The following is a 26,576-nucleotide window of genomic DNA, read 5'->3' on the forward strand; positions in this document are numbered from 1 at the left end:
GCGAAAGCAGAGGCTCAGGTCACTCCGAGGAGGAGACGCCGCGGGGGTGCCACGCGAGCACGCCGAGGGCGGTGAGGATTTCGAGCGCTACGAGCCAGAGCCGGGACGCAATGGCCAGCAGGAGCGCCGGGGCCGGGCCCGCAATCGGCGACAGGAGGATGACCATCGCCGCTTCCCGGACTCCCAGGCCTCCAGGGGCAAAGACGGCGATGATCCCCGCCACGTAGCTGCCGATGAACACAGCGGCTGCGGGCAGGAGGCCAGGCGCCGCGTCTCCCATGAGCGCCTGCCCGAACAGCCAGAAGGCGACGCCGTATGCGATCCAGGGGAGCACGAGCGTGCCGACGTAGGCCGTCATCTCCCGCCGCGTGGGCGCAGGCCACCTGATTTCCCGCTTGAGGAGCCGGGTGCTCCAGCGCTCCAGGGTCGGGGCGGCGACCGGGAGCAAAATAATGGCGGCGACCACGCCGAGCGAGGTCAGGCCGAGGGAAAGTACCGGATTGGTGGTTCCGGTCACGGAGGTCGGCAGAACGGGGGCGAGGGAGACGGTGAGGGCCACGCCGGTGCCCAGGAGGACCAGCTGCTGGAAGAGAATGGCGCCGGTGGCGGCCACTGGGCTGATCCGCGCGGTCAGGGCCTCCGCGGACACGTGCGCGAACTGCCAGATGGCGCCTGGGACGAAGCGGCTCAGGTTGGTGATGAACCAGATGCGGATGGCGGGCCCGAAGGGAAGCGAGTCTCCCCACCACCGGAGGCTCCGCGACCAGGTGCGCACCAGCAGGAACCAGGTCAGCACCGTGAGGGTCGAGGCCGCCACCAGCGGCAGTACCCGAACCTGGATGGGGACGGCGGCGAGGTCGGCCCGGTGGGCGAGCGCGGTATCGACCAGGTACCAGGCCGCGGCGGTCAGTCCGGCCACCTGCAGGAGGCGACGGAACCACCGATGGGCGCCCGGGCTCACCTGGTCCCCGCGGCGCGACGGTAGACGGCGTCGAATCCGGCTGCGAGGCCGGCCGGCGAGAACCGTCGGTCGAGGGTGGCGCGCGCTGCCGCGGCCAGGCGAGTGCCCAATGCCGGGTCCTCGAGCAACCGTGCGGCCGCGTCGGCGAGCGCGGCCGGGTCTCGTTCGGGCACCAGGAGCCCGGTCTCTCCGTCCGTCACGACATCGGGGATCCCGCCGCAGCGCGTGGCCACGATCGGCAGGTCGCTGGCCATCGCCTCCACCAGGACCATCCCAAAGCCCTCCTGCTCTCCCTTCCAGTCCGTCACGGCTGGCATGAGCAGGAAAGTGGCCGTGCGGTAGTGACCGGCGACGGCGTCGTGCGGGAGCGCGCCGGCCAGGTCGACCACGTCCTCAAGGTCGAGCTCGTTGATCAGGGCAATCAGCTTGGTGCGCTCGGGGCCATCGCCGATGATGGTGAGACGAACCGCCCTGCCCCGCTGCCGAAGCTGGGCGACGGCACGGACGGCGTACTCGGCGCCCTTTCGTTCGATCAGCCTGCCGACGAACAGCAGGCGAGCGGTGTCCCGTACTTCGTGGATGGGTGGGGCGAAGCGTTCCGCACTCACCGGCATCGGCAGGACGGTGATGCGGTCGGCGGGCACGCCAAGGCGTTCGACCCGGGGCACCAACGGTGTGGAGATGACCGTCACCTGGGCGGCGGACCGGAAGATCGGACCGGCGACGCTCCGTGCGACCGGAAAGCGGTCGAGGAGAAAGAGGTCGGTGCCGTGGGAGGTGAGCACCACGGGCACGCCGGCACTGTTGCCGGGCCAGACGGCGAAGCCACCCGGCACCCACCAGTGGACATGAAGCACGTCCGGGTGGAAGGCGGCGCACTCGCGCCGCAGCGCGCGGCGGCTCGCGCGGAGGAACTGGACCAGCCGCCACCGTGCCGCCCAGGAGCCGAGCGCCTGTTCGTGCATGGTGCCGACGTAGGCCAGCGTTTCCTGCGCATCAGTGCCGTAGCGATACCGCGCCACCTCGACGCCGCCCACCACCTCGCGCTGGTCGAGGCCGGGGCCGTGCGGCGCCAGGACGCGCACCTCGTGGCCAAGGGCCTGCTGGCCGCGTGCCAGCGCGAGCAAGAACGCCCCGGCCATGTCATCGACATGCCGGGGGAAGTTGTGGGTGACGAGGAGGATCTTCAGGATGGGACTCCGCCGGCCAAGGCGTGGTGGATCATCCTCCGTCCTGCTTCCGCGCAAGTTCGGTCAGACGGCCAACGTCCCGCCGCATCCCCTGCACATCCTCCCGGAACCCCGCGATCATCTCCCCCACGAATCCGAACCCGAAGAGCACGATGCCGCTGATGATCATCGTCTCGACGAGGTTGAGCAGCGGCCGGAAGCCGAGATCGAACCCGAACCGCAGCACGAGGGCCACGATACCGGCCAGGAAGCCGACCAGGAAGAGCACCGCGCCGAGGCCGCCGAAGAAGAGGAGCGGCTTGCGGCCAAACCGGAGCTGGAACCAGACCGAGAGCAGATCGAGCACGCCTACCGGAATCCGTTTCCAGTTGAACTTCGACTCCCCCGCCCGCCGCGGATAGAGCGGCACCGGCAGGGAGGTCAGCCGCGCCCCCTCGGCGGCAGCCACCACGACCATGTAGCGATGCCAGTCCGGCCGCATCGGGATGTTGGCCATCACCTCGCGACGATAGGCCTTCACCGAGTTGAGGTCGGTCACGCGGACGCCGAACAGCCAGCGGCACAGTGCGTTGTATACGCCGGAGACGAACGCCTTCTCATACTTGCCCTGTTTGGTGCCGGTGACGATATCGGCTCGCCCCGCCAGGATCGGCGCCACGAGCGCCGGGATGTCCTCGGGGAGGTACTGCAGGTCGGCCGGATAAAACACGAAGACATCCCCGCGCGCGGCGTCGCCTGCCGAGCGAAGCGCATCGGCAATCCCCCGCTGGCGGGTGTGGGTCACGACCGTGAGGAAGGCATTTCGTACCCGCTCGGCCTCGAGCACCAGCGCGGTCCGGTCGCGTGAGCCGTCGTCCACCACGACGACCTCGAAGGTGAAGGGCGCCGGCCCCAGCGCTTCCGCGCAGAGACGGAGGAATTCAGGGAGATTCTCCGCCTCGTCCTTGGCCGGGACCAGGACGCTGACGTCGACCGGCCCGGTGCGCTCGGGGAAACTCATACCCGCTTCCGCATCCGGGCGGGAAGAATCCCGAGCTGGTCGCGATACTTGGCCACCGTCCGCCGGGCGATCTTGATGCCCTGCTCCTGGAAGAGATGCACGATCTGCTGGTCGGTCAGCGGCTTCGCCGTGTTCTCGTCGGCCACCATTTTCTCGAGCTTGGCACGGATCGACCGGGCGCTCGCATCCTCGCCCGAGGAGGTGCTGAGCGCGCTGCTGAAGAAGAACTTGAGCGGCAGCACGCCGCGGGGGGTCTGCACGAACTTCTCGTTCGTCACCCGGCTCACGGTGGACTCGTGCATGTTGATGACCTCGGCCACCTCGCGCAGGGTGAGCGGCTTGAGGTACTCGATGCCCTTCTCGAAGAACTCCCGCTGCCGGTCGACGATGAAGTTCATCACCTTGAGCATCGTCTGGCGCCGCTGCTCGATGGCCTGGATCATCCAGGTGGCGCTGTTCATCTTCGACGCGATGAACTCGCGGTTCTCCTGGGTGAGCCGCTTGCGGTCGCGGGTCACCTCCTGGTACGCCCGCGAGAGCCGGAGCCGCGGCATCCCGGTGTCGTTGAGGAAGACCTTGTACTCGTTGTCGACCTTGTTGACGATCAGGTCGGGGGTGATGTAGCCGTCGTCCTTGCCGGAGTACTTGAGGCCCGGCTTCGGGTCGAGCGAGGCCAGCGAGTCGGCGGCGGACTGCACCGCCACCGCCGGCACGCTGAACCGCCGCGCGAGGTCGTTCCAGCGATGGGCGATGAGGTCGCTGAACGCCTCCGAGACCAGCCGATAGGTGAGCGTCTCCGTCTGCCCAAGCTCACGCAGCTGGATCAGCAGGCACTCCTGGATGTCGCGCGCGCCGATGCCCGGCGGGTCGAGCGCCTGAATGATGCGCAGCATCTCCTCCGCCTCGTCCATCCCGTACAGCGTCACCCCTTCCGGGAGCTCGCCGAGGGCGGGATCGGCGTCCAGGTCATCGAGATCGAGTTCCTCGTCGAGATCGGCGTTGTCGCGTGCATGGGAGGTGATCAGCTGGTTCACGGAACCGACGATCTCCTCCAGCGATGCCGCCAGGAAGCCGTCATCCTTGATGTTGCCGATGAACTCCTCGCTCAGCAGCACCTGGCGCGGGGTGAGGTCGAGCATCTTGAGCTGCTCGCGCAGGTGATCGGTCAGGTCCCGGCTCTGGACCGTCACGGCCTCGGTGTACTCGAGCTGCTCGTGCTGCTCGCGCGTGCCGCCCACGTCGAAGCCGTTGAGGAGAATCTCCTCCCAGTCCATTTCTTCTTCCTTGGCGGCCTGCTCCTTCTCCTGCTCCTTGTCCTTCTCGCGGTCCGCGCCGTCCTGCTCTTCCTCTTCGGGCTCGAGGAGCTCGAGGAAGGGGTTGACGAGCAGCTCCTGCTTCAGGTGCTGCTGCAGGTCCATCATCGGCATGTAGAGCATGTCCATCGCCTGGTAGAGGCGAGGGTTGATGCGCATTTCCTGCCGTTGGCCGAGGTGCTGCGAGAGTCCTGTCTTCACGAGACGTTCTCCAATCGGGCCCGGAGCCTGGCCGTCAGGGTGGGCCCCAGGTAAAGCTGGGCGACCCGCTCGTCGAAGACGAGTTCGGGTACGGTCCCGGCGGCCTGGACTTTTCCTTCGAAGAGGATATATGCCCGATCCACGATGTCGAGGGTCTGCTCGACGTTGTGGTCGGTGATCAGCACGCCGAGTCCGCGGTGGCGGAGCCCGGCGACAATGCCCTGGATGTCGTTCACGGCGATCGGGTCGACGCCGGCGAACGGTTCGTCGAGCAGCATGAATTTCGGCTGCGTGACGAGCGCCCGGGTGATTTCGAGGCGCCGGCGCTCGCCGCCGCTGAGGGAGTACGCCATGCTCTTGCGCAGGTGCTTGATGGACAATTCATCGAGCATCTGCTCCAGGCGCTCGAGGCGCTCCGCCTTGGAGATCGGCTGCATCTCGAGGATGGCCAGCACGTTTTCCTCGACCGTGAGCCGGCGGAAGACCGAGGGCTCCTGCGCCAGGTAGCCGAGGCCGCGCCGCGCCCGCTGGTACATCGCGGCGGAGGTCATGTCTTCCCCGTCCAGGATGACGCGCCCGGCGTCGGGCCGGATGATGCCGGTCAGGCAGTAGAAGGTGACAGTCTTGCCGGCGCCGTTCGGGCCGAGCAGCGCCACGATCTCCCCCTGTTCCACCCGGATCGAGACGTCGTCCACCACGCGCCGCTGCCGGAAGCTCTTGCAAAGGCCGATTCCCTCCAGGACGCTGCCCTGCCCTCGCGGAACGGCGCCGTCGGCCTCGAAGCGCGCGTGTCCCTCCTGGGCCGCCGACAGGAGCTGGCTCAGTGCCCCGGCACGGTCGGCCACGGCGCTGGTCCACCAGCCGGGGGTGGCCCGCACCGTCGCCCAGTCCACGTCACCGGCGTCGGTGATCCATCCACCGTCGGCCAGCCGGGGCAGCACCGAGCGCGTGAGGCTCTCCCGGAGCTGGTCGCCGCTCAGTTCCGAGCGCGGGCGCCCCGGGATGGTCTCCACCGCGCTCAGAAAGGGGTTGCGGTACCCCAGGACGAGTCGGTCGAGCGCGATGGAGCCGTCGGGCTCCGCCGCCGACACCAGCGCGGCGAGCGCCAGGGAAAGGGACGCATCGCGCTCCGGCAAGGCGCCGATCCAGTCGGGGCGGCTCACGGCTGCACCGCCGGCGTGGAGCCCGTGCCGGCCGGCACGGGGACGACGGTGCTATCCGCCGGGGTCGCGGTAGTGTCGCGCCCGGCGGGCTTCGGCTGCAGCTGCACGCCATCCACCTGCCCCTGGATCTCGACCCGTTCCACGCCGCTCTTCGGCCCGTCGCTCATCTCGACCAGGATCCGGTTCCCCCGCGCGTAGTTGATCGAGGGGATTCCCGGGGTGGCCGGGTCGAACACCCGGTAGTATGCCGTCGCGTCACCCCACGACTCCACCCGATGCACCACCGTCTTGTCCTTGCCCTCCACCTCGGTCTTGGTGAAGCGCGCCGTCACGGTGTCGCCGCGGAGCCAGTCACGATTGGCGGCGGTGGTGTCGTCGCCGCTGGCCACCCACGCCTTGCCGAACGAGCGCGCTTCCGTCAGCACCTTCCCAGGCGAGTCCAGCGCCAGCGAATCCGCCGTGATCTCGTAGGTGGCGGAAACGGCGTGGGGCCGGACACCGGCGCCCCACGCGAGCGTCTGCTCGAGCACGCGATCGTTCACGTCGAGGCCGATGGTGTCGGCCACGAGGGTCCAGTCCGCACTGACGGCCCGTCCGGCGCCGTCGGCCTGCACAAAGGTCAAGTCGTTCTGCTCCAGCGTGAGATCGATCTGGTCGCCGAAGAGCGAGAAGGGATCCTTGCCGAGTCCGTTGATCTGGGCCTCGCGCACAAGCGCCCCGTCCTGCCCCGGCCCGGTGTCGAGGCGCATCGAGTCGGCGCTCGCGGCCACGTCGCTCCGGTTGATGGTGACCCGGCCGCCGGCCCAGAGCCGGTCCTCGCCCTTCATGCGGATCCGGTCGCCAACGATCACGTAGGGCTCCTGCTCCTTGCCGGTCGAATCCCGCGGCACGTAGTCGATCGTCGGCCGGCCATCGGCGTAGACCTCGACCACCTCGCGCAGCCCCGGGAGCACGCGGTAATAGTCGAGCGAGGGACCGCGCAGGGACGAGCCGCCGGTGCTCCTGGTCACGACGTTGCCCCGCGCCTCCCAGACCTCGCCCGCCCGGCGGTAGGTGCCCCGGTCCGCGGTCATCACCATCGAGGAGTCTTCGTACCGCACATGCCCGATGAACTCGGTGATCTGCCCGCCATACGACGCCAAGCTGTCGCTGCGCATGCGGATCGACGTGCCGTCACAGGCCAGGCGGACGTCGCCGGATGCGAAGTAATTGTCGTTCCCGAGCGTCGCGCCCGAGTCGGCGTGAATCAGCCGGATCCGGCAACGTTGCGCCGCGGCCTGGTCCTGGGCAGCCACCCCCGAGGGCACCAGCGCGCAGGTTACGGCCAGCCAACTGCCGAGCAGCATCCTGTGCACGCTATTGGCCCGGCAGGATGATGCCCTCGTTGGCGCGCCCGCGCGGGCTCCCTGTCTTCGTCCGCTGGATGTTCGGGTCGGACGTGAACCCGATCCCCTCCAGGTGGTTGCTCCCCTGGTCGTAGGTGTAGAACACCTCCGACGAGATCTCATTCTTTCCCGGGTCGTAGGTGAGCTGCTCGCTCTTGAGGACCCGGGTGCCATCGGTGGACCGCACCACGACGCTGCCCCGCCCCTCCATGACGCCGGTCATCGTCTGGTAGGTGCCTTCGTCCGAGGTCAGGGTCGAAGTTGGCGTGCCGTCCTTGTCGTAGAAGGTCACCGTGACCACCCGCAGCTCGAAGGTCTGCGATCCCTCGTAGTAGTAGGCGGTGTCCGCCTCGACGAGACTCTTCTGCACGCCGTCCCGCGTGATGATGTGCCGGACCTTGAGCAGGGTCTGGTCGGCGGTGTCGGCCGCCGTGCCCAGCACGCCGGGGCTCGCGCCGGTGCGGTTGCACGCGGCCGCGAGCGCCATGGCGATAAGGACGAGCGCCGCTCGCAGCCATGGGTGGACGCTCACCCCGCCCCCGCGCGCATCAGGTCGTGGAGGTGAATGACGCCGACGAGCTCGCCGCGATCATTGAGCACCGGCATCGCCATGATCCCGTGCCGCTCCATCCTGCCCAGGACCGCCGCCGCCAGTTCATCCGACGCCGCTGATTTCGGCGCCGAGGTCATCACCTCGGAAGCGAGGCGGTCGAGGAAGCCGGCGTCCGACTGCGCCAGGCGGCTCAGGTCGCCCGCGGTGACCACACCATGGACCGTGCCGCCCTCTGCCACGATGGCCAGCCCCCGGTGGCGGGCCAGGGCCACGACGCACTCCCGCATGGTCGCGCCAGCCGGCAGGATGCCCTGCGGCGGGAGCATGACATCGCGGGCGCGGAGCAGCAGCCGCCGGCCGAGCGAACCGCCGGGGTGGAGTTCGGCGAAGTCCTCCCGCTTGAACCCCTTCACCTCGAGGAGCGCCACGGCGAGGGCGTCGCCGAGCGCGAGCGCCACGGCCGTGCTGGTGGTCGGTGCCAGGTCGTGAGGACACGCCTCTTCCGCCACGCCGGCATTGAGGACCTCCCGCGCCACCTTGGCCAGTGTCGAATCGGCGCCACCGGTCAGCGCGATGATCGGCACATTGAGCCGCTGGAGCGCGGTGAGGAGCCCGAACAGTTCCTCCGTCTCGCCGCTCTTGCTCAGGAGAATCGCCACATCCTCACGTCCCACGATGCCAAGGTCGCCATGCAGGCTGTCCACCGGATGGAGATAGGTGGCCGGCGTGCCGGTGGAGGTGAGCGTCGCGGCGATTTTCCGGGCAATGAGGCCCGACTTGCCCACACCCGAGACGATGACCCGTCCCCTGGCGGCGGCGAGGAGCGCCACCGCGCGGGCAAAGGCCCCGTCGAGCCGGGAGGCGGCTCCCTCGATTTCCCGGGCTTCGAGCTCGAGGACGCGGCGGCCCAACGCTGTCAGCGCGGCGGGGTCACGCGTCACGGCCGTCTCGTTTCGCCAGGTAGCGATCCACCGCGGCGTCATATTCGTCGCGGGCGCGGAGCACCGCCGTCACCGCTTCGCGCACGGCGCCGCGGCCACCATCGGCTTCCGTCACGTACGCGGCGATGGCCTTGATCTCCGGCACCGCGTTGGCCACGGCGATTGGGAGCCCGACACGCTGCATCACCGGCACGTCGGCCAGGTCGTCGCCGACGAACGCCACTTCCTCCCACGTCAGGCCGTGCTTCTCCAGGAGCGCCGCGATGGCGGGCACCTTTCGGGCGCCGCCATCCTGGATGACGTCGTCGATCTTCAGTTCGCTCGCACGCAGCGCGGTGGCATCGGAGACCCGCCCGCTCACGATCGCGACCCGGATGTCGGTGCCGCGCAGCAGCGCGAGGCCGAGCCCGTCCTGGATGTCGAATCGCTTGAGCTCCACCCGTTCCCCGTGCGACATGCCGATGTAGACCCCGTTGTCGGTGAGCACGCCATCGACGTCCAGGGCCAGGAGGCGGACACGGCGCGCCGCGCGCGGGTCAAGCACGGACGCCCTCGCGGGCCCGGGCCCAGAGGTCGAGCGTCCGGTCCATCAGGTCGTCGAGTCGCTCCAGCGGCCACTGCGTGGCCGCGTCGCTCGGCGCGTTCGCGGGATCGGGGTGGGTCTCGAGGAAGAAGCCATCCGCCCCGCTCACCGCGGCCGCGGCCAGGAGGGGCGGGATGAAATGGCGGAGGCCGCCGCTGGCTCCGCCCTCGCCCTGCCCCGGCTGCTGCACCGAATGCGTCGCGTCGAAAATGACCGGGACGCCGGTGGCCGCGGCCATGCGCGGGAAGCTCCGCATGTCGACCACGAGGTCGCCGTAGCCGAAGAAGGTGCCCCGCTCCGTCACCGCCACCTCCCGGGCCCCCGCGCCCTTCGCCTTCTCCACGGCGCCGAGCATCCCCTCCGGCTGCATCCACTGGCCCTTCTTGATGTTGACCGGCCGGCCGGTCTGGCCGGCGGCCACGAGGAGGTCGGTCTGACGGCAGAGGAACGCCGGGATCTGCAGGATGTCGACCACCTCCGCGGCGGACGCAGCCTGCGCCGCCTCGTGGATGTCCGTGAGGATCGGGAGGCCGGTGGCGGCACGGACTCGTTCAAGTGCCCGCAACCCCTCGTCGAGCCCCGGTCCCCGCTGGCCACCCATGCGCGAGCGATTCGCCTTGTCGAAGCTGGCCTTGAAGCAGACGGGCAGGCCATGACGCGCCGAGAGTACGGCCAGCGCCTCGGCGACGCGCAGCATGAGCGCGTCGGATTCGACCATGCACGGCCCGGCAATCAGGAAGGGGGCCCGGCCGAAGGTCCAGGTCATCCGTGCGCCGCCTCGGCGAGGTTGACCTTCTTGGCCTGTACGGGGACCGCCTGGTGATGCTGGAGCGCGGCGCCGATGAACCCGGCAAAGAGCGGGTGCGGTCGGGTGGGCCGTGACTTCAGCTCGGGGTGGAACTGGCAGCCGATGAACCAGGGGTGGTCGGGCAACTCGATCACTTCGACGAGGCCGCCGTCCGGCGACTGGCCGGAGAGGCGCAGGCCGAACTCGGCGAGCACGTCGCGGTAGGAGTTGTTCACTTCCCACCGGTGGCGGTGCCGCTCGCTGATCTCGGTGCTCCCGTACGCCTGCGCCACCTTGGAGCCCGGGCGGAGCCGCGCCGCGTAGGCGCCGAGTCGCATGGTGCCGCCAAGGTTGCTGACGTCGCGCTGGCTCTCCATCAGGTTGACCACGGGAGTGCCGCACTCCGGCGCGAACTCGGTGCTGTTCGGATCGGGAAGTTCGCAGACGTCGCGGGCAAACTCGATGATGGCGATCTGCAGCCCGAGGCAAATCCCGAAGAACGGCAGACTGTTCTCCCGCGCCCAGCGCACCGCCTCGATCATTCCCTCGATGCCGCGCACGCCGAAGCCCCCCGGTACCAGCAGGCCGTCGTACCCGGCGAGCAGCTTCCCGGCGGCCTCCTGGTCGGTAAAGAGGTCGCTCGACATCCAGTCGATCTGGACATGGGTGTCGTGCGCGATGCCGCCGTGAATGAGCGCCTCCTGCACCGACTTGTAGGCGTCGGCCAGGTCGGTGTACTTGCCGACGACGGCGATCCGGGTCTCGTGCTTCGGCCGCAGGACCTTCTCGACGATGGCGCGCCAGGGGCGGAGGTCGGGATCCTTGGTGACCATCCGGAGCCGCTCGCAGACCTCGCGATCGAGGCCCTGCTCGTGCAGCCGGAGCGGGATCTCGTAGATGGACTTCACGTCGGGGCTCTCGACCACGCAGGCGAAGTCCACGTTGCAGAAGAGCGCGATCTTCCGCTTGATGTCGGCGGAGAGCGGACGCTCGGTGCGGCAGACGAGGATGTCGGGCTGGATACCGATCTGCATGAGTTCGCGGACGGAATGCTGCGTCGGCTTGGTCTTGACCTCGCCCGCCGCCGCGATGTACGGCACCAGCGTCAGGTGCATGAAGAGCACGTTGTCGCGGCCGACTTCCTGGCGAAACTGGCGGATGGCCTCGAGGAACGGCTGCGACTCGATGTCGCCGACGGTGCCGCCGATTTCGGTGATGACCACGTCGTGACCGGGGGCGGTGCGCCGGATGGCGTTCTTGATCTCGTCGGTGATGTGCGGGATGACTTGCACCGTGGCGCCCAGGTACTCGCCGCGCCGCTCCTTGTTGATGACCGTCTGGTAGATGCGGCCGGTCGTGATGTTGTTCTGCTGGGAGAGCGATCGGTCGATGAAACGCTCGTAGTGCCCGAGGTCGAGGTCGGTTTCCGCGCCGTCGTCGGTGACATACACCTCGCCGTGCTGGAAGGGCGACATGGTGCCGGGATCGACGTTGATGTAGGGGTCGAACTTCTGCATCGTCACGGTCAGGCCGCGTTCGACGAGCAGACGTCCCAGCGAGGCGGCGGCGATGCCCTTCCCGAGGGAGGAGACGACGCCGCCGGTCACGAAGATGAACTTGGTAGCGGAAGGGCCAGTGCTCATGGGGTCACCTCAAGAGGGCGTGCCAGTGGGCCTCAGCCCGTTTCAGGTCGTCGGGCGTGTCGACGCCGGGCAGCGACGAGGCGCTGAGGCGGGTCACGCCGATGGTCATGCCATTCTGCAGGGCGCGGAGCTGTTCGAGCCGCTCCACCAGCTCCGCCGGCGTCGGGGGGAGCGACACCCACCGCGTCAGGGAGGCCCGGGTATAGGCGTAGATGCCGAGGTGCTGCCAGTAGAGCCCCTCGGAGGGGTCGTCAACCTCGCGACGGTAGGGGATGACCGAGCGGGAGAAGTACAGCGCGCGCCCGCTCAGGTCGGTGACCACCTTGACCCGGGCGGGATCCTTGACCAGGTCGAGTTCGAGCGGGGCCGCCGCGGTGCCGACCTCGTCGCCCTGCGCTACCCGCGCCAGCGAGCCCTCGAGGGCTTCGCGGTCGAGGAACGGCTCATCGCCCTGGATGTTGACGATCACGTCAAAGTCCCGGTACTCGGGGCGGGAGGCCACTTCCGCGACCCGTTCCGTGCCGGTCGAGTGGCGTTCATCGGTGAGCACGGCGGACACGCCGGTGCGTTCCACCACCTGCACCACCATCGGCGAGTCGGTGGCCACGACCAGCCGATCGACAAGATTGTAGGCGGCCACGCGCTCGACGACCCGGGAGACAAGAGGCTCGCCGGCCAGGAGCTGAAGCGGCTTGTTGAGGAGGCGTGTGGACCCGAGTCGGGCCGGGATGACACCGAGGACGCGCATCCCAAAATCTAACAGGGAGCGGCTCCCCCGTCAAAAGTCGTGCCGGGAAGGATGTTGGGTCTTGACAAACCGCTATGAAGCTGTGTTACAAAGACTTAGCGACCTGCGAGGGCCTACCGCAGGAGTCCGAGGAGCAGAATCGCGGCGAGGATCACCGCGCCAAGTATGAACGTGAGCCTGGTCGCCTGCGGCAGGCGACTCCACCAGGACCCCGGCTTCGCGGCCGGCGCTCCGCCAAAACCGGGGAGGCTCGGCGTGCCCATCGCCTCGATGGCCTCGAGAATCTCGTCTGCACGCTGGAACCGCTTGTCGGGGTCCTTGATAAGGCACTTCATCACCAGCGCCTCGAGCATCGGCGGCACATCCAGGCGCCGGGTTCGGAGCAGCGCCGGTTCAACCGATACTTGAGCGGCCAGCATTCCCTGGGGGGTCGGGGCGTTGAACGGGACGTCGCCGGTCAACATCTCGTAGGCGACGATGCCGAGTGCGTAGATGTCGGCCCGGTGGTCAATCCTGGGGTCGCCCGCCGCCTGCTCGGGTGCCATGTACGCCGGCGTGCCGATGGTGAAGCCGGCGGTGGACCGGCCAGCGAGGACCGAATCGGTGGCTTCGCTGAGGGCCTTGGCCACGCCGAAATCGCTCACGAGGGCGTGGCGCTCCTCGATGAGCACATTTTCCGGCTTGATGTCCCGGTGGATCACGCCTGCCTTGTGGGCACGGGCGAGTGCATCGGCGATTTCCCGGAGGAGGCGCACCGCCTCGGGAATCGGGAGGGCGCCCTCCTTCTCGATCCGCTCGCGGAGCGTGTCGCCCGAGACGTACGGCATCACATAGTAGAGGAGGCCGTCTTCCTGCCCGGAATCGATGAGGCCGAGGATGTGCGGGTGATGGAGCTGCGCGGCGATGTGGATTTCACGGAGGAAGCGCTCGGCCCCGATGGCGGTCGCCACATCCGGCTTGAGTACCTTGATGGCCACCCAGCGGTCGTGCCGCGGATCCTCCGCCAGGAAGACCGTGGCCATTCCCCCCTGCCCGATCAGCGCCGGCTTCCCGTCCACCCGCATTTCGAGGCGGTAGCGGTCCCCGAGAATCGCGGTGAGGCGAGCCGGGAGGTCGGCCTTCACCGGCCGCCCCGCTGGGCGGCCAGCGCCTGATCCGCCGCGGTCAGTCCAGCGACCGAGAGCCACCGGTTCGGCTGCAGCGCCAGCGACCGGGTGAATGCCTGCTTCGCCTCGTTCGGGCGGTTCATGGCCAGGAGCATTTCGCCGCGGAGTTCCCAGGTCGGCTTGACGATGGACGGCGGGCCAAACTCCACCGGCATGCCGTCCTCGATCCGGTTCGCTTCATCGAGGATCAGGAGCGCCTCGTCCTGATGCCCGGCCTGGTAGGCGATGGCGGCGTCGAGCGCCCTGGACAGGGCGTTCACGGCAGCGGGCAATGTGTAGTCGGGCCGTGCCTCGACTCGTGCCCGGAGCGCCGGGAACCGCTCGCGCTGGGCGGCCGCGACCTCCGGCTCCCCGCGCTGCAGCGCCGCATACCCCTGCGCAAAGGCGTCGGCCGCCTCCGACCCCACCGCGGTATTACTCGTCTGCAGCGGCGCATACAGATACGGCTCCCGCCACTCGCGGCCATTGACGATCTGCGCGGCCCGCATGTCGAGCGCGTAGCTGGCGCGGCCTCCGCTGAGCGGTGTACTCGCGTGCGCCAGGGTGCGGCGGAGGAGCGCCTCTGCGTCCGCCGCACGGCCCAGCTGGAGCAGGCCGTATTGCAGCCACTGGGTGTAGTGCCCCGGCGTCCATTTCGAGCTGTCGGGTCCGGAGGCGATGATGTTCTGGCTGACCACCTCGTTCCACATGCCGAGCGCCAGGAAGATGTGCGTGGTCATGTGCTGCGCGTGGGGCGCGCCGGGCGCGATCTGCGAGTAGGCGCGCGCGGCCGGCAGCCCGAGAATGGCGTGGTCGGGGTCGTCGAAGGAGTGGATGGTGTAGTGGGCAGCGCCGGGGTGGTCGGGGTGCTGCTGCAGCAGGGCGAGCGAAATGGCGCCGGCCCGCATGTAGGTCGGCACCACCCGGTCACCCTGGCTCAGTCCGAGCAGCGAGAGCGCGTAGAACGCCTGCGCCTCTGCATCGGCGGGAAAGTCCTCGGCCAGCCGTTCCATCGCCGCGGCATAGAGTGTATCGCGGCCGGGCTTGGTACCGCCGTCGCCGTATAGCTGCTCGACCGCGGCGAGGTAGCCCCGCTCCCGGGCGGTGGGGGCCATGCGCTGCCGCGCCTCCGGCGTCGCCGCGAGGCGCGCCAGGACGGCCCGGCCTGCCGCGCTGTCCTGCTGGTTCCAGACGGGGTGGTTCAGGGTCATCGCCTCGCCCCAGTACGCCATGGCGAAGCCGGGCTGGCGTCGCTGGGCTTCCTGGAAGGCCTGGGCGGCGGAGGCGTACTCGAAGCTGTGAAGGTAGAGGACCCCGCGGATGAACGCGGCTTGGGCCGCCGGCTCGCCCGAGGTCGGGAAATCAATGGTTCCGAGTCGCGGCTCCTGGGCCTGGGCCGAGAGCGGGGAGGCCAGGACCGTAAGCAGCAACGTCAACGCTCGTGCCAAGGAATAGCTCCGTGGGGGCAGAATGCGGACCAGCAGACTGGGGAATGTCCCCGCGGACGCCCTGGACCGCAAGGGCACCGGAGCTGTCAGTCCAGCGACACTTGCCGCACGGCTGTGACCTCGGGGAGCGCCCGAAGCTGATCGATCACGGCGGGGCTCAACCGGGCGTCGACGCCGATCGCGGCGAGGGCCTGTCCGCCCGCCTCGAGCCGTGCCACATGGTACTGCCCGATATTGATCGTGGCGGCGGCGAGCGCCGAGCCGACCCGCCCGATGACCCCCGGCACGTCGCGGTTGCGCAGCAGGACGAGGTCGCCGGCAGGATGGATATCCACGTGGTAGTCGCCGATGCGGACAATGCGCGGGTGCGCCCCTTCGAGCACAGCTCCCCCCACCCGGATGGTCTCGCCGTCTCCGGTCAACCGCACCTCGAGGTACTCCGCGTAGTCGTCGCGCGGACTGAGGCGGGTGCGCTCCACGGCGATTCCCCGCCCCGTCGCGAGGTGCATCGCGTTCACGACGTTCACCGCGTCGTGGCCCAGGACTTCCGAGAGCACGCCGATGAGCGCCGCCGCCGAGATCGGCCCCAGCCCATCCTCCTCGCGACCGGCATAACGGACCTGGACGGTCTTCAGCGGCGCGGCCGTCAGGGTGGCGCCGATCCGGCCCAGCCGTTCTGCCAGGTCAAGCAGTGGCCGGAGCCGTCGCATCCGCTCCCCGCCGACGCCCGGTGCATTGACCGCCCGGCTGAGGTCGCCGTCGAGGAGTGCCGCGCGAACCGCCGCCGAGATCTCGAGGGCGACGTTCTGCTGGGCTTCCTCGGTCGAGGCGCCCAGGTGAGGCGTCAGGACCGCATTGTCCAGTGCGCGAAGGGGGTGGTCGGCCGGGAGCGGCTCCACGCTGTACACATCGAGGCCCGCCCCGGCGATGGCCCCGGTCCGGAGCGCGTCGACCAGCGCGTCTTCATCGATGATCTCGCCGCGGGCCACGTTCAGGACGATCGCCGTTGACTTGAGCTTCAAAAGCTGCGGCGCGCCGATGAGGCCCGTCGTGGTTTCGGTCAGGGGCACGTGCACCGACAGGACGTCGGCCTTGGCGAGCACCTCCTCCAGCGTGGCGAGGTCGGCGCCGAGCGCTTTGGCGCGATCGGGCTGCAGGAAGGGATCGTATATCAGCACCTGCATCCCGAAGGCCCGGGCGCGAATGGCGACTTCCCCGCCGATCCGGCCGGCGCCGACCAGGCCCAGCGTCTTGTGGTACAACTCGCCGCCGCCAAGCTTGGCGCGATCCCACGCCCCCGCCTTCATCGACCGATCCGCCGCCGCCACTCGCCGGACGACGGCGAGCATCAGCGCCATCGTCAGTTCCGCCGCCGAAATGGTGTTGCCCGCCGGCGCGTTCAGGACCGCGATGCCCTTCTCGGTGGCCGCCTCCACGTCGATCGTGTCGACCCCGACGCCGGCGCGGCCGATGACCTTGAGGCGCGTCGTCGTCTCCATCGCCTCGCGCGGCACCTTGGCCGCGCTGCGCACGATGACGGCGTCCACCTCGGTGAGCGACTGGGTCAGGTCGGCGAGGCTCTGCCCGGGCTTGGTGATCAGCTCGAACCGCGGGTCCTCGCGCAGCGGCGCGAGCCCGTCGGCGGCAATCTTGTCGGCAATGAGTACGCGAAAGGTGGCGGTCATGATGCAAGCACCTCCTCGAGCGCGGTCAGTACCCGCTCAAGCTCGGGGAGGGTGTGCTCTCCCATGTGGCCGATCCGGATCGTGGTGTCCTTGAGCTTGCCGTAACCGGCCGAGATCGTAATCCCCTTTGCCTTCATGGCGGCGTTGACCTCGCTCCCCTTCTTGCCCGGTGGCATCGTCAGGCAGGTCACAGTCCAGGACCGGAAGTCCTCCGGCGCGAGCACCCGCACCGGGATGCCCCGCGCCGTCATCTCGTCGGCCCAGGCCCAGGTGCGCATGGCCATCGCGTTGTGTCGGTCCCAGCGGCCGGGCATCGTCTCGGCGTCGATCCGCTCGAGCTGCTTGTCGAGTGCGTAGAGGAGGGAGACCGCGGGCGTGTTGGGGGTCTGATTCTTGAGCGTAAACTTCTCGAACTCGAGGAAGTCGAAGTAGACCCCGCGGCCTTCCTTCGCCTTGGCGCGCTCGAGGATGTTCGGCTGCGCCACGCCGAAGGCCAGGCCAGGAGGCAGCGCCAAGGCCTTCTGCGAGCCGGTGAGCACGAAGTCCAGTGCCCACGCGTCGGACTCCACGACATTGCCCGCCACGCCGGTCACACTGTCGACGAGGAGCACCGCATCCCCCGAGGCATGCACCACCTTGGCCAGCTCGGCGATCGGGTTGAGCGCGCCGGTCGATGTTTCGGAGTGCACGACGGTGACGGCGTCGTACGTGCCGCCCTTGAGTGCGTCGGCCAGTCGCTCGGGCGTGTGGATTTCGCCCCATTCGGCTTCGAGGACATCCACCTCCAGGCCGCACGCCACCGCGATCTTCTGGAAGCGGTCGCTGAAGGCGCCGTTGACGAGCGACAAGACCCGCTGCCGTGCGCCGTTCCGGAGCGCGCCCTCCATCAGGCCGGTGGCGGAGGACGAGGAGATATAGACCGGCCGCTCCGTGCGGAAGACCCGCTGGAGCCGGGGCTGGATCCGGGCGAGGAGGTCCTCCATCCCCTTCCCGCGGTGGCCGATCATCGGGCGGGTCTGGGCGGCGAGGACGTCGTCAGTGACTTCAGTGGGGCCAGGGAGGAAGAAGCTGCCGAACGGTGCCATGTAGGGGCTCTCAGGTGGGGGCGTGAGACACGGGACGTGTAAGTATAGATGGGCCGTGGCTGAAGATTCAGCCCGCGGGCGTATGAAGAACTTCCTCCAGGACCGGCAGGAGCGAGGGGGTCCGGATGACCGCATCTGCGGCCGCGGTCACCGCGGCGCGCTCGACCACCCCGGCAAAGGCGATGAACCGGTCGACTGCAGGCCTGGCTTCGAGATCGGTGATCCCGTCGCCCACCATGAGGATCGGCCGGGGCAACATGGAGCGCCACCGTTTCATGACCGCGAGCTTTCCACCCGACCGCGCGAGGGGGGACTTTTCGTCGTAATCGAAGAAGGCGCCGGCGGCGTCGAAATGGATGTCGACCGCCCTCACGACCGTTTGGCTCAGTCCCAGCCACTCGGCGAAGGGAAGGATGGCCTGGCGAAGCCCGCCGGAAAGGATCCGAACCTCCACGCCGTGCGCTCGAAGCTGCCGCACCGTTTCACGAGCGCCTGGAACCGCCTCCGCGATGTAACGTCGTGCGATCTCCTCCACGGCGGCGCGGTCGGGCCGGATCAGGCGCAGGCGCGCTCCGTACACGCTCTCAAGCGGCACCTCACCGCGCATGGCGGCGTCCGTCAACGTTGCAATGACCTCCCGGTGGCCGGCGGCAAGCTCGTCGATCCCCTCGATTGTCGAGAGGGTCGAGTCACAGTCGAAGACCACGGTGCGGAATTTCAGGGAGACCATGAGTCGTCAGTTCCGGCGCAGCGCGACATCGTCGCTGCGGATGTTGCGCCCGATCACGAGGACCAGCAGCCGCGGCTCGTAGCCGGGGGCGCTGACTCGCACGTACTGGGTGCGACACTGGTCGAGGAGCGAGGCGTCGAAGGTGAGGACGTACTCCCCGTTCTGGTCCGTGAAGGTGGTAAACGAGGTGCCGATGATCTGGAGGTGGGCCCCGGGCATCGGCGCCCCGCCGTTTACCGTCAGGACCCGGCCGCTCGCGGATCCCATCCGCGGCTCGCCCGGCTTGGTCGAGTCGGGCATGACGGTGGGGCATTCCTCGAGGCCATTGTCCGGCATCGACTGGCGCCAGGGGCGCGGATCGCGTGGGGCGAGCCCAAGGCGGGGGCCGAGCTGAATGCCGCCCGGGGTGCCGGAGGAGGCAGGGGCGGAGGAGGGCGCAGGCTCCGAGGGTGAGGGGGCCGAGGGACCCGGATTGAGAGCGAGCGGCATCGGACGCGGGGGCGTGATCTTGGGCTGGTTCGCCTCCGCCCCGTCGCCGAGCTTGGTGGCGTCGCCGCCGGGATCGGCCACCGGTGACTGGATCGCCCGGATGGGGTCGGCCTGCGGATCAGGTGTCTTTTCTGTTCCCCCGGACTTCGGCGGCGGCAGCTTCGGTGGCGGAGCAGCCTGGCGCTGTTGCGCCGCGGGAGGGAGGTAGACCATCCGCACCTGCCGCTTGTACAACTGCTCCCGCGCCGCCTGGATCTCTTCGGGCGTCGCAGTGGATTCATCAGCGGTGCTGGTAGGGCGGCGGTGCTGGAGCCAGATGACGGCCAAGAAGATGGCCGCGTAAAGGGCGAGGGAGATTGCCATGCCCTGCCAGCGCGGCTCGGGTCGAAGCGGTGGCGTGAGCGAAAACGCCTTGTTGGCAGGCATCAAGGAAATATAACCCCATATGCGACAGCATGTTGCTTACGATTAGTGCCCGTGATCATCGATCACGACGCGCCCGATCCGGGCCGTCAGGCGATGGCGAACCCTGCCGAGAAGAATGACGGCGACGGAGGCCAAGCCAAGCACAAGCCCCAACCAGAGCCCCCGGGCGCCTAGCTCGGCACGGAAGCCGAGGAAGAGACTGGTTGGAATTCCTACGAGCCAGAACCCGATAATGTTGATGATCATCGGCGAGCGAGTGTCGCCGAGCCCCCGCAGCACTCCGCTGGCCACGACCTGAATGCCGTCAAACACCTGGAAGATGCCTGCCAGCGGGAGGAGCGCGGCTGCCATCACGAGCACCGCCTCCGAGTCGGTGTACAGGCCGGCGAGCGAGCGCGGGATGGTGAGGAAGAGCGTGCTGGTCAGCACCATGAAGGTGGCGCCGACCATGAGGGCGGTGCGGGCGGAGCGACGCGCGCCCATCGGGTCGCCACGCCCGACTGCCTGACCGACCAGGACCGCTACGGCGGCCGAGACGCCCAGGGGCACCATGTAGGTGAGGGAGGCCAGGTTGAGCGCCACCTGGTGCCCCGCCATCTGGTTGGTGCCAATCCGGCCCATCAGGACGCCGGTCAGCCCGAACGCCCCGTACTCGAGCTCGAACTGGGCGCCAATCGGGGCGCCGAGTCGCAGCATGCGCGCGAGGGGCGCCAGGGTGAACACTTCGGGGCGGATCGGCAGCAGGTGACGGTGCAGCACGGGCCAGCTGAGGCCGAGGAGCAGGAGCGCCATGATCCAGCGGCTGCAGGTGGTGGCGATGGAGGAGCCGGCGACACCGAGGGGTGGCAGACCGAAGTGGCCGTACACCAGGGCATAGTTGAGGAGGATGTTCAGCAGATTCGCCGCGACGATGGTGATCACGATGGCGCGGAGCCGCCCCATCGCCTGGAGGGTCTGGCGAAGGACGGCGTACACGAGAAATGGCAGGACGCCGGGGATCACGAACCGGGCATAGGTGGCGGCCAGCGGCACGACGTCGGCTGGCTGCTCGAGCCACCGGAAGACGTGCCCGGCCGGCCAGAGGAGGATCATGGCCGGGGTGGCGAGGAGCGCGGCGAGGAGCATCCCCCGCTGGATGCCACGGGCGATGGCCGGTTCATCCTGCGCGCCGACCGCCTGTGCGATGATGGGGTCGAGCCCCATCAGGACCCCCATGCCGAAAATGGCCACGGCAAAGAAATAGAGGTTGCCCAGGGCGACCGCGGCGAGGGCGGCGGGTGAAACGTGCCCGACCATGAGCGTATCCACCACGCCCATCAGCATCATGCCGACCTGGACGGTCACGACTGGCACCGCCAGTGTCAGCAGCGCCCGCAATTCGTCACGGGTTGGGAGGAGCGGCGGTGCGGGCATGGAAACCGGCAGAGGGAGAGGAATGCGCCCGGTAGGATTCGAACCTACGACCCTCAGCTTAGAAGGCTGATGCTCTATCCACCTGAGCTACGGGCGCGCGGGATATAGACGCGTGCAGCGGTGTATGATAGTGTGGCCGGACAAGAACCGACAGCAGGCCCTGCCGTGCCGACCGGGGAAACCGGACGGGGGTTCCCCGCGTACGGGCACCAATCGCTGTCCACTCATCCTCCCGGAGGCATTGGTGCTCGCTCTTCCCCTGCTGGTTGCCGCGCTTGCCGTCGCCCCCCCTTCCCAGACGGACCCTGCGACCGGCGCCGACGTGATCCGAATGATGCAGGCCAAGTACGAAGGCAAATGGTATCGCACCCTGACCTTCGTGCAGGCCACGAAGCACTCCGACGGTTCCGTGGAAACCTGGTACGAGGCGCTGCGGGTCCCGGGTGCGCTGCGGATCGACATCGCGCCCCTGAGCTCGCAGAGTGTGCTGCTCTTCCGCAACGATTCGATTTACCGATATGTCAACGGGGAGATCAAGCTCGCCCGGCCGCTCGTGCATCCGCTGCTCCTCCTCGGGTTCGACGTCTACGGGCAGCCGGCCGACAAGACGATCGGCACGCTCACGCAGCTGGGCTATGACCTGTCGAAGGTGCGCGGCGGAACCTGGCAGGGACGCAAGGTGTGGATCGTGGGCGCCGCCGAGGGCGACAGCACCACCAACCAATTCTGGGTGGACCAGGAGCGGCTGGTGTTCGTCCGCAGCCTCGGCACGAACGCGCAGCGGCCGGGCATCGTGACCGACGTGCAGTTCAACAAGTACGTGCAGCTCGGCCAGGGATGGATCGAGACGGAGGTGCTCTTCCTTGAGAACGGCGTGCTCAACCTGACCGAGGAGTACAGCGACATGAAGGCCGACCCGACACCGGCGCTCGATGCGGCCATCTTCGAACCGGGGCCCTATCGGGCGCCGGGGTGGGTTTCCGAGTAGCTGGTTCTCGGCACGCCCGTACCGTTGGTTGCGACTCCCGCATCGCGTAGATTCCATCGACACGATTCGGGGGGGCCGGTGCACAAGAGGAACACGGTGACGATGCTGCGCCCTGCCCCCTCCCGGCGGTGGAGTCGGCCGTTTCTCGGAGCGTGCTTCCTCCTTCTCATCGCCTCCCCACCCCTGCCGGCGCAGCAACCGCTCGGCGGGGGCACTCTCCCGGGCGCGACGGAACTGGCCAACCAGGTCAACAATCCCACTGAACCGATCACGCTGCTGCAACTGCGGGGGCTGATTGCCCCGGCGTGGAGCGGCTCCTCCGGGGGCGCGACCGCGGTGGAGGCGGAGTTCGTTCTCCCCATCGCCCGCGGTCATCTCATCCCCGTGATGCAGCTGACGCGCACCACCATCCCCTATCTCTGGATTCCGGACGCCGCTGGGGGCGTCGCCGGATTCGGGGACCTCAATTACTTCGACATCGGCCTGATCCCTGCCAAGTGGGGGCGCTGGGGCCCCGGATTCACGATGGTCATCCCGACGGGGGCCTCGACCACCGCGCTCACATCGGGCAAGTGGCAACTCGGCCCCGCGCTGGCCGCAATTCTCACCAGCGTTCCCAACCTCCAGTTTGGGCTGATCCTCCAGAACCCCATCTCGATCGCCGGGCCCGCTGGGCGGCCCGATATCAACGCTCTGACGATCTCTCCGACGCTCACCTACAATTTCCCGGGAGGGTGGTTTGCCGGGGCCAGCGACTTCGCCATGGAATTCAACTGGGAGGATGGCGGCGCCGCGACCATTCCGCTCGGGCTGCAGGTCGGCCGGGTGGTTCGCCTCGGCCCGCGCCCCCTGGTCTTTTCGGTGGAGGCGGCATCCCTGGTGGCCCGGGCCTCTGAGGAGGACCCGAAGTGGGTCATCGGGCTGGAGGCGGCGTGGGTGATCAAGCTGCATCCGGGCCTGCGCTGAACCGGGGCGGACCCGACGCCACACTTGCGCCCCGGCAGGCACTTAGGTAGCTTGGTTCAGCGGTCGAAGCACGTATACGCGGAACAATTCCGAGTGAACGTTGGGGGCCAGGCTGATGCCATGGCCCCCGTTTGTTTGCCCAGACCGCTGGTAGTGATTGGGGAGGTCCCTGACGCTATCGCACCACCCTTCCCGTGAGGGCTTGTCACGGGGCAGTACAGGTCGGTATACACGGCAACGCCGCGGTCCGATTCAAGAATATGGAGTACAGCAATGCGTACCACCGGAACGGTGAAGTGGTTCAACGATGCGAAGGGCTTTGGATTCATCACTCCTGAGGGGGGCGCGAAGGATTGTTTCGTGCACCACTCCGCCATCAGCGGCACCGGCTTCAAGTCGTTGGCCGAAGGCGAAAAGGTGGAGTTCGATGTGGTCCAGGGCGCCAAGGGCCCGGCGGCCGAGAACGTTACCCGCGCGGAAGCATAAGCACGGGGGCACCGCAGTCGCAGCACAAGAACAGCCGGTCCGACGTCAGTCGGGCCGGCTGTTTACGTTCCGGTTGCACGGTCTTCAGAACACCGTCAACCCGACCCCGATGCCGATGTCCCACTGTGTCAGGTTGCGGGCGCCAGGGAACAGCAGGAACTCGGTGGTCGAGGCCTGGTGCGCGTACTGCGCGAACCCCAGCGCGGTGACGCCGAGGCTGCCCATCGAGAGATCGATGCCGACGCCCAGCCGAGCCGCGGACCCGCTGCCCTCCTCGGCCTTCACCCCGTCCGCCAGTATCTCACCGGTGTATCCGGAGGTCCCGACTCCGCCCTGCACGAAGGCTCCGGATGAGGGCCACGGGTACCATGACACGGTCAGCAGAATCAGGGAGAGGCTGGCGTCCGTTCCCTGGTAGCTGATCGCTCCCAACTCAAACCCGACCGCCACCGCCGGCCAGGCGTACCCGCCACTGAGGCCGACGCTTGCGGCCGTGACACCGCCGGCGAAATTGCAGGTGTCGCAGCTCTGCTCGAGATGCCCCATTCCGAACAGCGCCCTGCCCCACAGTCCTCGTGGGCGGATCTGCTCCTGACCCGAGGCTTGGACGGTGAGAACCGCGAGCATCAAGCCCGGCAGGAAGAGCGATCTGCGGGTCAACGGAGGTCGCTCTCCATGTTCGCAGGCGCCCCGCACAACTCGGCCGCCCGCCGCACGACGGCACTGATCGACCGGCTCGCCTCGGCATCCTTGACCGGGATCGTGGCCAGGTACGACCGCAGTTCCCCCCGGCTGGACATGGTCAGGAAGGGATAGGTGTCCGGATCGCGCGCGGGAATCGTGACGAAGAACTTGCCGGGGATGTAGATGAAGTCGTGGTAGCCTTCGGGGCGGGACACCGGCCGGACACCATGGGTGTCCACATCCTTCATCGGTACCCGCATGGTGGTCCGCGTGCCAGAGACGCCGGAGTTGTCGGTGACAACGATGGTCAGCTGGCACTTGTCCAGCGCGAGTGTGGCGGAGGCGGTGTACGTCACCCTCCGCAGATTGGTGGTCGCGGTCTCGTCACTGGAACTGACCGCCATGTCGGTCCCGTCCCGCTCGAGCCAGCGTGCCGCCTCGGCGAGGGTCATGTCAGACTGTGCGGAAAGGGGGGGGCCGGCCAGCATCGACAGCAGGCCCCCCGCAGCCAGGGGAAGCCATCTCACCGGATGACGGTCTCCTCGATGGCGTCGAGCAGCCAACCCATCTCCTTGGCGCTGTTGGTCACCAACGTGAACGACCGGTCGCCCCGGCGCTGGAGATTGAACTCCTTCAGGCCCGCCACCGAATCGACGATGCTGTCCGGGAAGCTCTTCCGGAGCATGAATTCCACCTTGTACGGGCGCTTCATCGTGAAGGGCGCGAACTCGCCGTTCTTCTCGCGACGCACTGCCTCGGCGGCCCCTGCCTCGAGCATCGCCTGGACCCGGGCGGGGCTGTAGGTGATGGCGGCGTTCCGCCCCATCGCCTGTTTGGTGACAATCGCGACGAACCCCTCGGGAAGCATCTTCTGGGTTTCGGCAATCAGGACATCGTCCCCGCTTACCAGCGACACCGACACCCCCACCTCGCCCGCAATCAGCGCGTTGATGCCCACCTCGTTGAGGACCTTGCCGTTCACCGTGAACGAGTCGAAGGCGAAGTTGTGCCCCATCACACCGCGGCTCCCGGCGTTGGCGTGCGCGCCGGTGAACATCAGGGTCCCGAAGGTGCTGTCGATCCCGGTGATCATCACCAGTGGCTTGGGAAAGCCGCGGATCAGCAGCGCTTGTTCATCGAGTTCCCAGGGGAGCACGTTGGCGAAGCGGTTGCCGCCATGGCCCTCGTTGACCACGAAGCTCTGTGCCCCCGCCGCCCGCGCGCCGCGAATCGTGGCGTTCACCTCCTGGGTGACCATCTTGCGGAAGCCGTCCCAGTAGTCCGGGCCGGTCAGCGTCTTGTACGCCGGCCCCTCATTGCCGGCAATGACCTCGTAGATGCTCACGGTGCTTCCCATCCCTTCCATGTCGGGCACCAGGAAGACCCGGAATCCGGCTTCGAAGGGAATCGTCTTGTCGCGGAACGGGGCGGAGCCGGACTGGGCCTGCACCGCGGAGGCAAGGCAGAGTAGCGCGGACACGAGGAGGCGTTGCATCAGGTCTCCGGGAATGCGTGAGTGTCAGTGATCGCCGAGCACCAGCAGCCTGAGTTCGGTCATTGCATCCATCGCGTAGCGGACCCCTTCCCTGCCGAGGCCTGACGCCTTCACGCCGCCATACGGGGCGTGATCCACGCGGAAACCGGGGACATCGTTGACCACCACGCCCCCGACATCGAGCCGCTCGAAGGCGCGCAGGATGCGCCGCATGTCCTGGGTAAACACTCCCGTCTGGATGCCGTACGGCGACGCGTTCACCTCGGCGATGGCGGCATCGACGTCGGTGTACGGCCGGACGGTGGTGACGGGGGCAAAGACTTCCTCGCAGTTGACGCGCATGGTGGCATCGGTGTCAAGCACCACCGTGGGTTCGAGTACCGCGCCGTTGCGTCGGCCACCCACCGCCACGCGCGCACCGGCCGAGGCGGCCTCGGCAATCCACTGGACGGCCCGCTCGGCGCTGGCCTCATCGATCATGGGACCGACGTCAGTGGTCTCCGCCAGCGGATCGCCGGTGCGGAGGGCGCCCACCGCGGCCACCAGCTGTTCGGTGAACGCGACGTACAGCGACGCATGGACGAGGATACGCTGGGTCGAGATGCAGGATTGGCCTGCGTAGAGGTATCCGCCGCTCACGCAGCGGCGGACGGCGCGGTCGAGGTCGGCGTCGGGCTCGATGATGACGGCAGCGTTGCCGCCCAGTTCGAGCGCCACACGTTTGGTGTAGGCGCGCTGGCGGATGGCCCATCCGACGCGGGCGGAGCCGGTAAAGGTGACCATCCGGATCCGCGGGTCGTCGATCAATGGAGCCGCCACGTCGTTGGTGCACGGGACGATCTTACGCGCGTTTCGCATGGATAGCCGCACTCGGCAAAAGGAGTTCACCCAGGGAGGAGCGTCGAGAGCGATCCCGCAGGCGGCGGCTTCAGCACCATCGTGCGCTGCAGGCGATGGCCCATGCTGACTTGTGTGCGGCGAGCAGCACGGAAAGTTGAACGGGGTGATGGCTGATGGGTGAAAGGAAATCGGCGGGTGATTCCCCAGCGCCTCGCCGCGGGGCTGGAG

26 protein-coding genes and 1 tRNA gene are annotated in these 26,576 nt (G+C 68.3%); 3 read left to right on the forward strand and 24 right to left on the reverse strand.

What is annotated here, in order from left to right; all coding sequences use genetic code 11:
* Window positions 1-19: 19 nt before the first annotated feature.
* The 20 genes from R2910_03240 to R2910_03335 all read right to left on the reverse strand — a co-directional run bounded on the left by R2910_03240 (window position 20) and on the right by R2910_03335 (window position 20,986).
* A complete protein-coding gene (locus tag R2910_03240; protein MEZ4411984.1) occupies window positions 20-961 on the reverse strand; it encodes a lysylphosphatidylglycerol synthase domain-containing protein in 942 nt (313 codons plus the stop codon).
* A complete protein-coding gene (locus R2910_03245; GenBank protein ID MEZ4411985.1) occupies window positions 958-2,208 on the reverse strand; it encodes a glycosyltransferase in 1,251 nt (416 codons plus the stop codon). Before R2910_03245 ends, R2910_03240 begins: the two co-directional genes overlap by 4 nt.
* Window positions 2,183-3,151, reverse strand: a complete 969-nt coding sequence (locus R2910_03250; GenBank protein ID MEZ4411986.1) for a glycosyltransferase family 2 protein — start codon at window positions 3,149-3,151, stop codon at window positions 2,183-2,185. The genes R2910_03245 and R2910_03250 overlap by 26 nt, the downstream gene beginning before the upstream one ends.
* Window positions 3,148-4,665: an RNA polymerase factor sigma-54 gene (gene rpoN / locus R2910_03255; protein ID MEZ4411987.1), complete on the reverse strand. Its 1,518-nt coding sequence runs from the start codon at window positions 4,663-4,665 to the stop codon at window positions 3,148-3,150. The genes R2910_03250 and rpoN overlap by 4 nt, the downstream gene beginning before the upstream one ends.
* Window positions 4,662-5,828 carry an LPS export ABC transporter ATP-binding protein gene (lptB, locus tag R2910_03260; protein MEZ4411988.1) on the reverse strand — a complete coding sequence of 389 codons (1,167 nt, stop codon included), beginning with the start codon at window positions 5,826-5,828 and terminating at the stop codon, window positions 4,662-4,664. Before lptB ends, rpoN begins: the two co-directional genes overlap by 4 nt.
* The gene (locus R2910_03265; protein ID MEZ4411989.1) at window positions 5,825-7,174 is read right to left on the reverse strand and encodes a hypothetical protein; all 1,350 of its coding nucleotides are present in this window, start codon (window positions 7,172-7,174) and stop codon (window positions 5,825-5,827) included. Before R2910_03265 ends, lptB begins: the two co-directional genes overlap by 4 nt.
* Window positions 7,175-7,184: 10 nt before the next feature.
* Window positions 7,185-7,745 (reverse strand): LPS export ABC transporter periplasmic protein LptC, encoded by a 561-nt coding sequence (lptC, locus tag R2910_03270; protein ID MEZ4411990.1) that lies wholly within the window; start codon window positions 7,743-7,745, stop codon window positions 7,185-7,187.
* Window positions 7,742-8,707: a KpsF/GutQ family sugar-phosphate isomerase gene (locus R2910_03275; GenBank protein MEZ4411991.1), complete on the reverse strand. Its 966-nt coding sequence runs from the start codon at window positions 8,705-8,707 to the stop codon at window positions 7,742-7,744. The genes lptC and R2910_03275 overlap by 4 nt, the downstream gene beginning before the upstream one ends.
* Window positions 8,697-9,251, reverse strand: coding sequence for an HAD-IIIA family hydrolase (locus R2910_03280; GenBank protein ID MEZ4411992.1), 555 nt, complete (start codon window positions 9,249-9,251; stop codon window positions 8,697-8,699). Before R2910_03280 ends, R2910_03275 begins: the two co-directional genes overlap by 11 nt.
* Window positions 9,244-10,056 (reverse strand): 3-deoxy-8-phosphooctulonate synthase, encoded by an 813-nt coding sequence (kdsA, locus tag R2910_03285; GenBank protein ID MEZ4411993.1) that lies wholly within the window; start codon window positions 10,054-10,056, stop codon window positions 9,244-9,246. Before kdsA ends, R2910_03280 begins: the two co-directional genes overlap by 8 nt.
* Window positions 10,053-11,720, reverse strand: coding sequence for a CTP synthase (locus tag R2910_03290; GenBank protein MEZ4411994.1), 1,668 nt, complete (start codon window positions 11,718-11,720; stop codon window positions 10,053-10,055). Before R2910_03290 ends, kdsA begins: the two co-directional genes overlap by 4 nt.
* A 4-nt stretch (window positions 11,721-11,724) precedes the next feature.
* Window positions 11,725-12,468, reverse strand: coding sequence for a 3-deoxy-manno-octulosonate cytidylyltransferase (gene kdsB / locus R2910_03295; protein ID MEZ4411995.1), 744 nt, complete (start codon window positions 12,466-12,468; stop codon window positions 11,725-11,727).
* A gap of 113 nt (window positions 12,469-12,581) precedes the next feature.
* The gene (locus R2910_03300) at window positions 12,582-13,592 is read right to left on the reverse strand and encodes a serine/threonine-protein kinase (GenBank protein ID MEZ4411996.1); all 1,011 of its coding nucleotides are present in this window, start codon (window positions 13,590-13,592) and stop codon (window positions 12,582-12,584) included.
* Window positions 13,589-15,061, reverse strand: coding sequence for a hypothetical protein (locus R2910_03305; protein ID MEZ4411997.1), 1,473 nt, complete (start codon window positions 15,059-15,061; stop codon window positions 13,589-13,591). The genes R2910_03300 and R2910_03305 overlap by 4 nt, the downstream gene beginning before the upstream one ends.
* A gap of 86 nt (window positions 15,062-15,147) precedes the next feature.
* The gene (gene serA, locus R2910_03310) at window positions 15,148-16,746 is read right to left on the reverse strand and encodes a phosphoglycerate dehydrogenase (protein ID MEZ4411998.1); all 1,599 of its coding nucleotides are present in this window, start codon (window positions 16,744-16,746) and stop codon (window positions 15,148-15,150) included.
* Complete coding sequence (locus R2910_03315; GenBank protein ID MEZ4411999.1) at window positions 16,743-17,831, reverse strand: alanine--glyoxylate aminotransferase family protein; 1,089 nt, start codon at window positions 17,829-17,831, stop codon at window positions 16,743-16,745. Before R2910_03315 ends, serA begins: the two co-directional genes overlap by 4 nt.
* A gap of 67 nt (window positions 17,832-17,898) precedes the next feature.
* Window positions 17,899-18,561, reverse strand: coding sequence for an HAD-IB family phosphatase (locus R2910_03320; protein ID MEZ4412000.1), 663 nt, complete (start codon window positions 18,559-18,561; stop codon window positions 17,899-17,901).
* A gap of 6 nt (window positions 18,562-18,567) precedes the next feature.
* Window positions 18,568-19,476, reverse strand: a complete 909-nt coding sequence (locus tag R2910_03325) for a hypothetical protein (protein ID MEZ4412001.1) — start codon at window positions 19,474-19,476, stop codon at window positions 18,568-18,570.
* A 42-nt stretch (window positions 19,477-19,518) separates the two neighbouring features.
* Window positions 19,519-20,889 carry an MATE family efflux transporter gene (locus R2910_03330; protein ID MEZ4412002.1) on the reverse strand — a complete coding sequence of 457 codons (1,371 nt, stop codon included), beginning with the start codon at window positions 20,887-20,889 and terminating at the stop codon, window positions 19,519-19,521.
* Between the two features lie 23 nt (window positions 20,890-20,912).
* Window positions 20,913-20,986 (reverse strand) — tRNA-Arg (locus R2910_03335).
* Window positions 20,987-21,133: 147 nt separating this feature from the next.
* Here R2910_03335 and R2910_03340 point away from each other — a divergent pair.
* The 3 genes from R2910_03340 to R2910_03350 all read left to right on the forward strand — a co-directional run bounded on the left by R2910_03340 (window position 21,134) and on the right by R2910_03350 (window position 23,329).
* Complete coding sequence (locus R2910_03340) at window positions 21,134-21,877, forward strand: hypothetical protein (protein MEZ4412003.1); 744 nt, start codon at window positions 21,134-21,136, stop codon at window positions 21,875-21,877.
* A 96-nt stretch (window positions 21,878-21,973) separates the two neighbouring features.
* Window positions 21,974-22,843: a hypothetical protein gene (locus R2910_03345; GenBank protein ID MEZ4412004.1), complete on the forward strand. Its 870-nt coding sequence runs from the start codon at window positions 21,974-21,976 to the stop codon at window positions 22,841-22,843.
* 273 nt (window positions 22,844-23,116) lie between these two features.
* The gene (locus R2910_03350) at window positions 23,117-23,329 is read left to right on the forward strand and encodes a cold-shock protein (GenBank protein MEZ4412005.1); all 213 of its coding nucleotides are present in this window, start codon (window positions 23,117-23,119) and stop codon (window positions 23,327-23,329) included.
* A gap of 84 nt (window positions 23,330-23,413) precedes the next feature.
* Here R2910_03350 and R2910_03355 read toward each other — a convergent pair whose 3' ends face one another.
* The 4 genes from R2910_03355 to R2910_03370 are packed head-to-tail and all read right to left on the reverse strand — an operon-like array spanning window position 23,414 to window position 26,366.
* Window positions 23,414-23,989, reverse strand: coding sequence for a hypothetical protein (locus R2910_03355; protein ID MEZ4412006.1), 576 nt, complete (start codon window positions 23,987-23,989; stop codon window positions 23,414-23,416).
* Window positions 23,986-24,540, reverse strand: coding sequence for a hypothetical protein (locus tag R2910_03360; GenBank protein ID MEZ4412007.1), 555 nt, complete (start codon window positions 24,538-24,540; stop codon window positions 23,986-23,988). The genes R2910_03355 and R2910_03360 overlap by 4 nt, the downstream gene beginning before the upstream one ends.
* On the reverse strand, window positions 24,537-25,508 hold the full coding sequence (locus R2910_03365) for a M55 family metallopeptidase (GenBank protein ID MEZ4412008.1): 972 nt from the start codon (window positions 25,506-25,508) through the stop codon (window positions 24,537-24,539). Before R2910_03365 ends, R2910_03360 begins: the two co-directional genes overlap by 4 nt.
* 24 nt (window positions 25,509-25,532) lie before the next feature.
* Window positions 25,533-26,366: an aldehyde dehydrogenase family protein gene (locus R2910_03370; protein ID MEZ4412009.1), complete on the reverse strand. Its 834-nt coding sequence runs from the start codon at window positions 26,364-26,366 to the stop codon at window positions 25,533-25,535.
* Window positions 26,367-26,576 lie beyond the last annotated feature (210 nt).

The organism is Gemmatimonadales bacterium (assembly GCA_041390145.1).
GTDB lineage: Bacteria > Gemmatimonadota > Gemmatimonadetes > Gemmatimonadales > GWC2-71-9 > SPDF01.

What these genes read in the sequence shown, in the direction of transcription:
- R2910_03250 (MEZ4411986.1), bottom strand. Translation starts at nt 3,151, where the DNA reads ATGAGTTTCCCCGAGCGCACCGGGCCGGTCGACGTCAGCGTCCTGGTC.
- R2910_03265 (MEZ4411989.1), bottom strand. Translation starts at nt 7,174, where the DNA reads ATGCTGCTCGGCAGTTGGCTGGCCGTAACCTGCGCGCTGGTGCCCTCG.
- kdsA (MEZ4411993.1), bottom strand. Translation starts at nt 10,056, where the DNA reads ATGACCTGGACCTTCGGCCGGGCCCCCTTCCTGATTGCCGGGCCGTGC.
- R2910_03290 (MEZ4411994.1), bottom strand. Translation starts at nt 11,720, where the DNA reads ATGAGCACTGGCCCTTCCGCTACCAAGTTCATCTTCGTGACCGGCGGC.
- kdsB (MEZ4411995.1), bottom strand. Translation starts at nt 12,468, where the DNA reads ATGCGCGTCCTCGGTGTCATCCCGGCCCGACTCGGGTCCACACGCCTC.
- serA (MEZ4411998.1), bottom strand. Translation starts at nt 16,746, where the DNA reads ATGACCGCCACCTTTCGCGTACTCATTGCCGACAAGATTGCCGCCGAC.
- R2910_03315 (MEZ4411999.1), bottom strand. Translation starts at nt 17,831, where the DNA reads ATGGCACCGTTCGGCAGCTTCTTCCTCCCTGGCCCCACTGAAGTCACT.
- R2910_03320 (MEZ4412000.1), bottom strand. Translation starts at nt 18,561, where the DNA reads ATGGTCTCCCTGAAATTCCGCACCGTGGTCTTCGACTGTGACTCGACC.
- R2910_03325 (MEZ4412001.1), bottom strand. Translation starts at nt 19,476, where the DNA reads ATGCCTGCCAACAAGGCGTTTTCGCTCACGCCACCGCTTCGACCCGAG.
- R2910_03330 (MEZ4412002.1), bottom strand. Translation starts at nt 20,889, where the DNA reads ATGCCCGCACCGCCGCTCCTCCCAACCCGTGACGAATTGCGGGCGCTG.
- R2910_03350 (MEZ4412005.1), top strand. Translation starts at nt 23,117, where the DNA reads ATGCGTACCACCGGAACGGTGAAGTGGTTCAACGATGCGAAGGGCTTT.
- R2910_03365 (MEZ4412008.1), bottom strand. Translation starts at nt 25,508, where the DNA reads ATGCAACGCCTCCTCGTGTCCGCGCTACTCTGCCTTGCCTCCGCGGTG.
- R2910_03370 (MEZ4412009.1), bottom strand. Translation starts at nt 26,366, where the DNA reads ATGCGAAACGCGCGTAAGATCGTCCCGTGCACCAACGACGTGGCGGCT.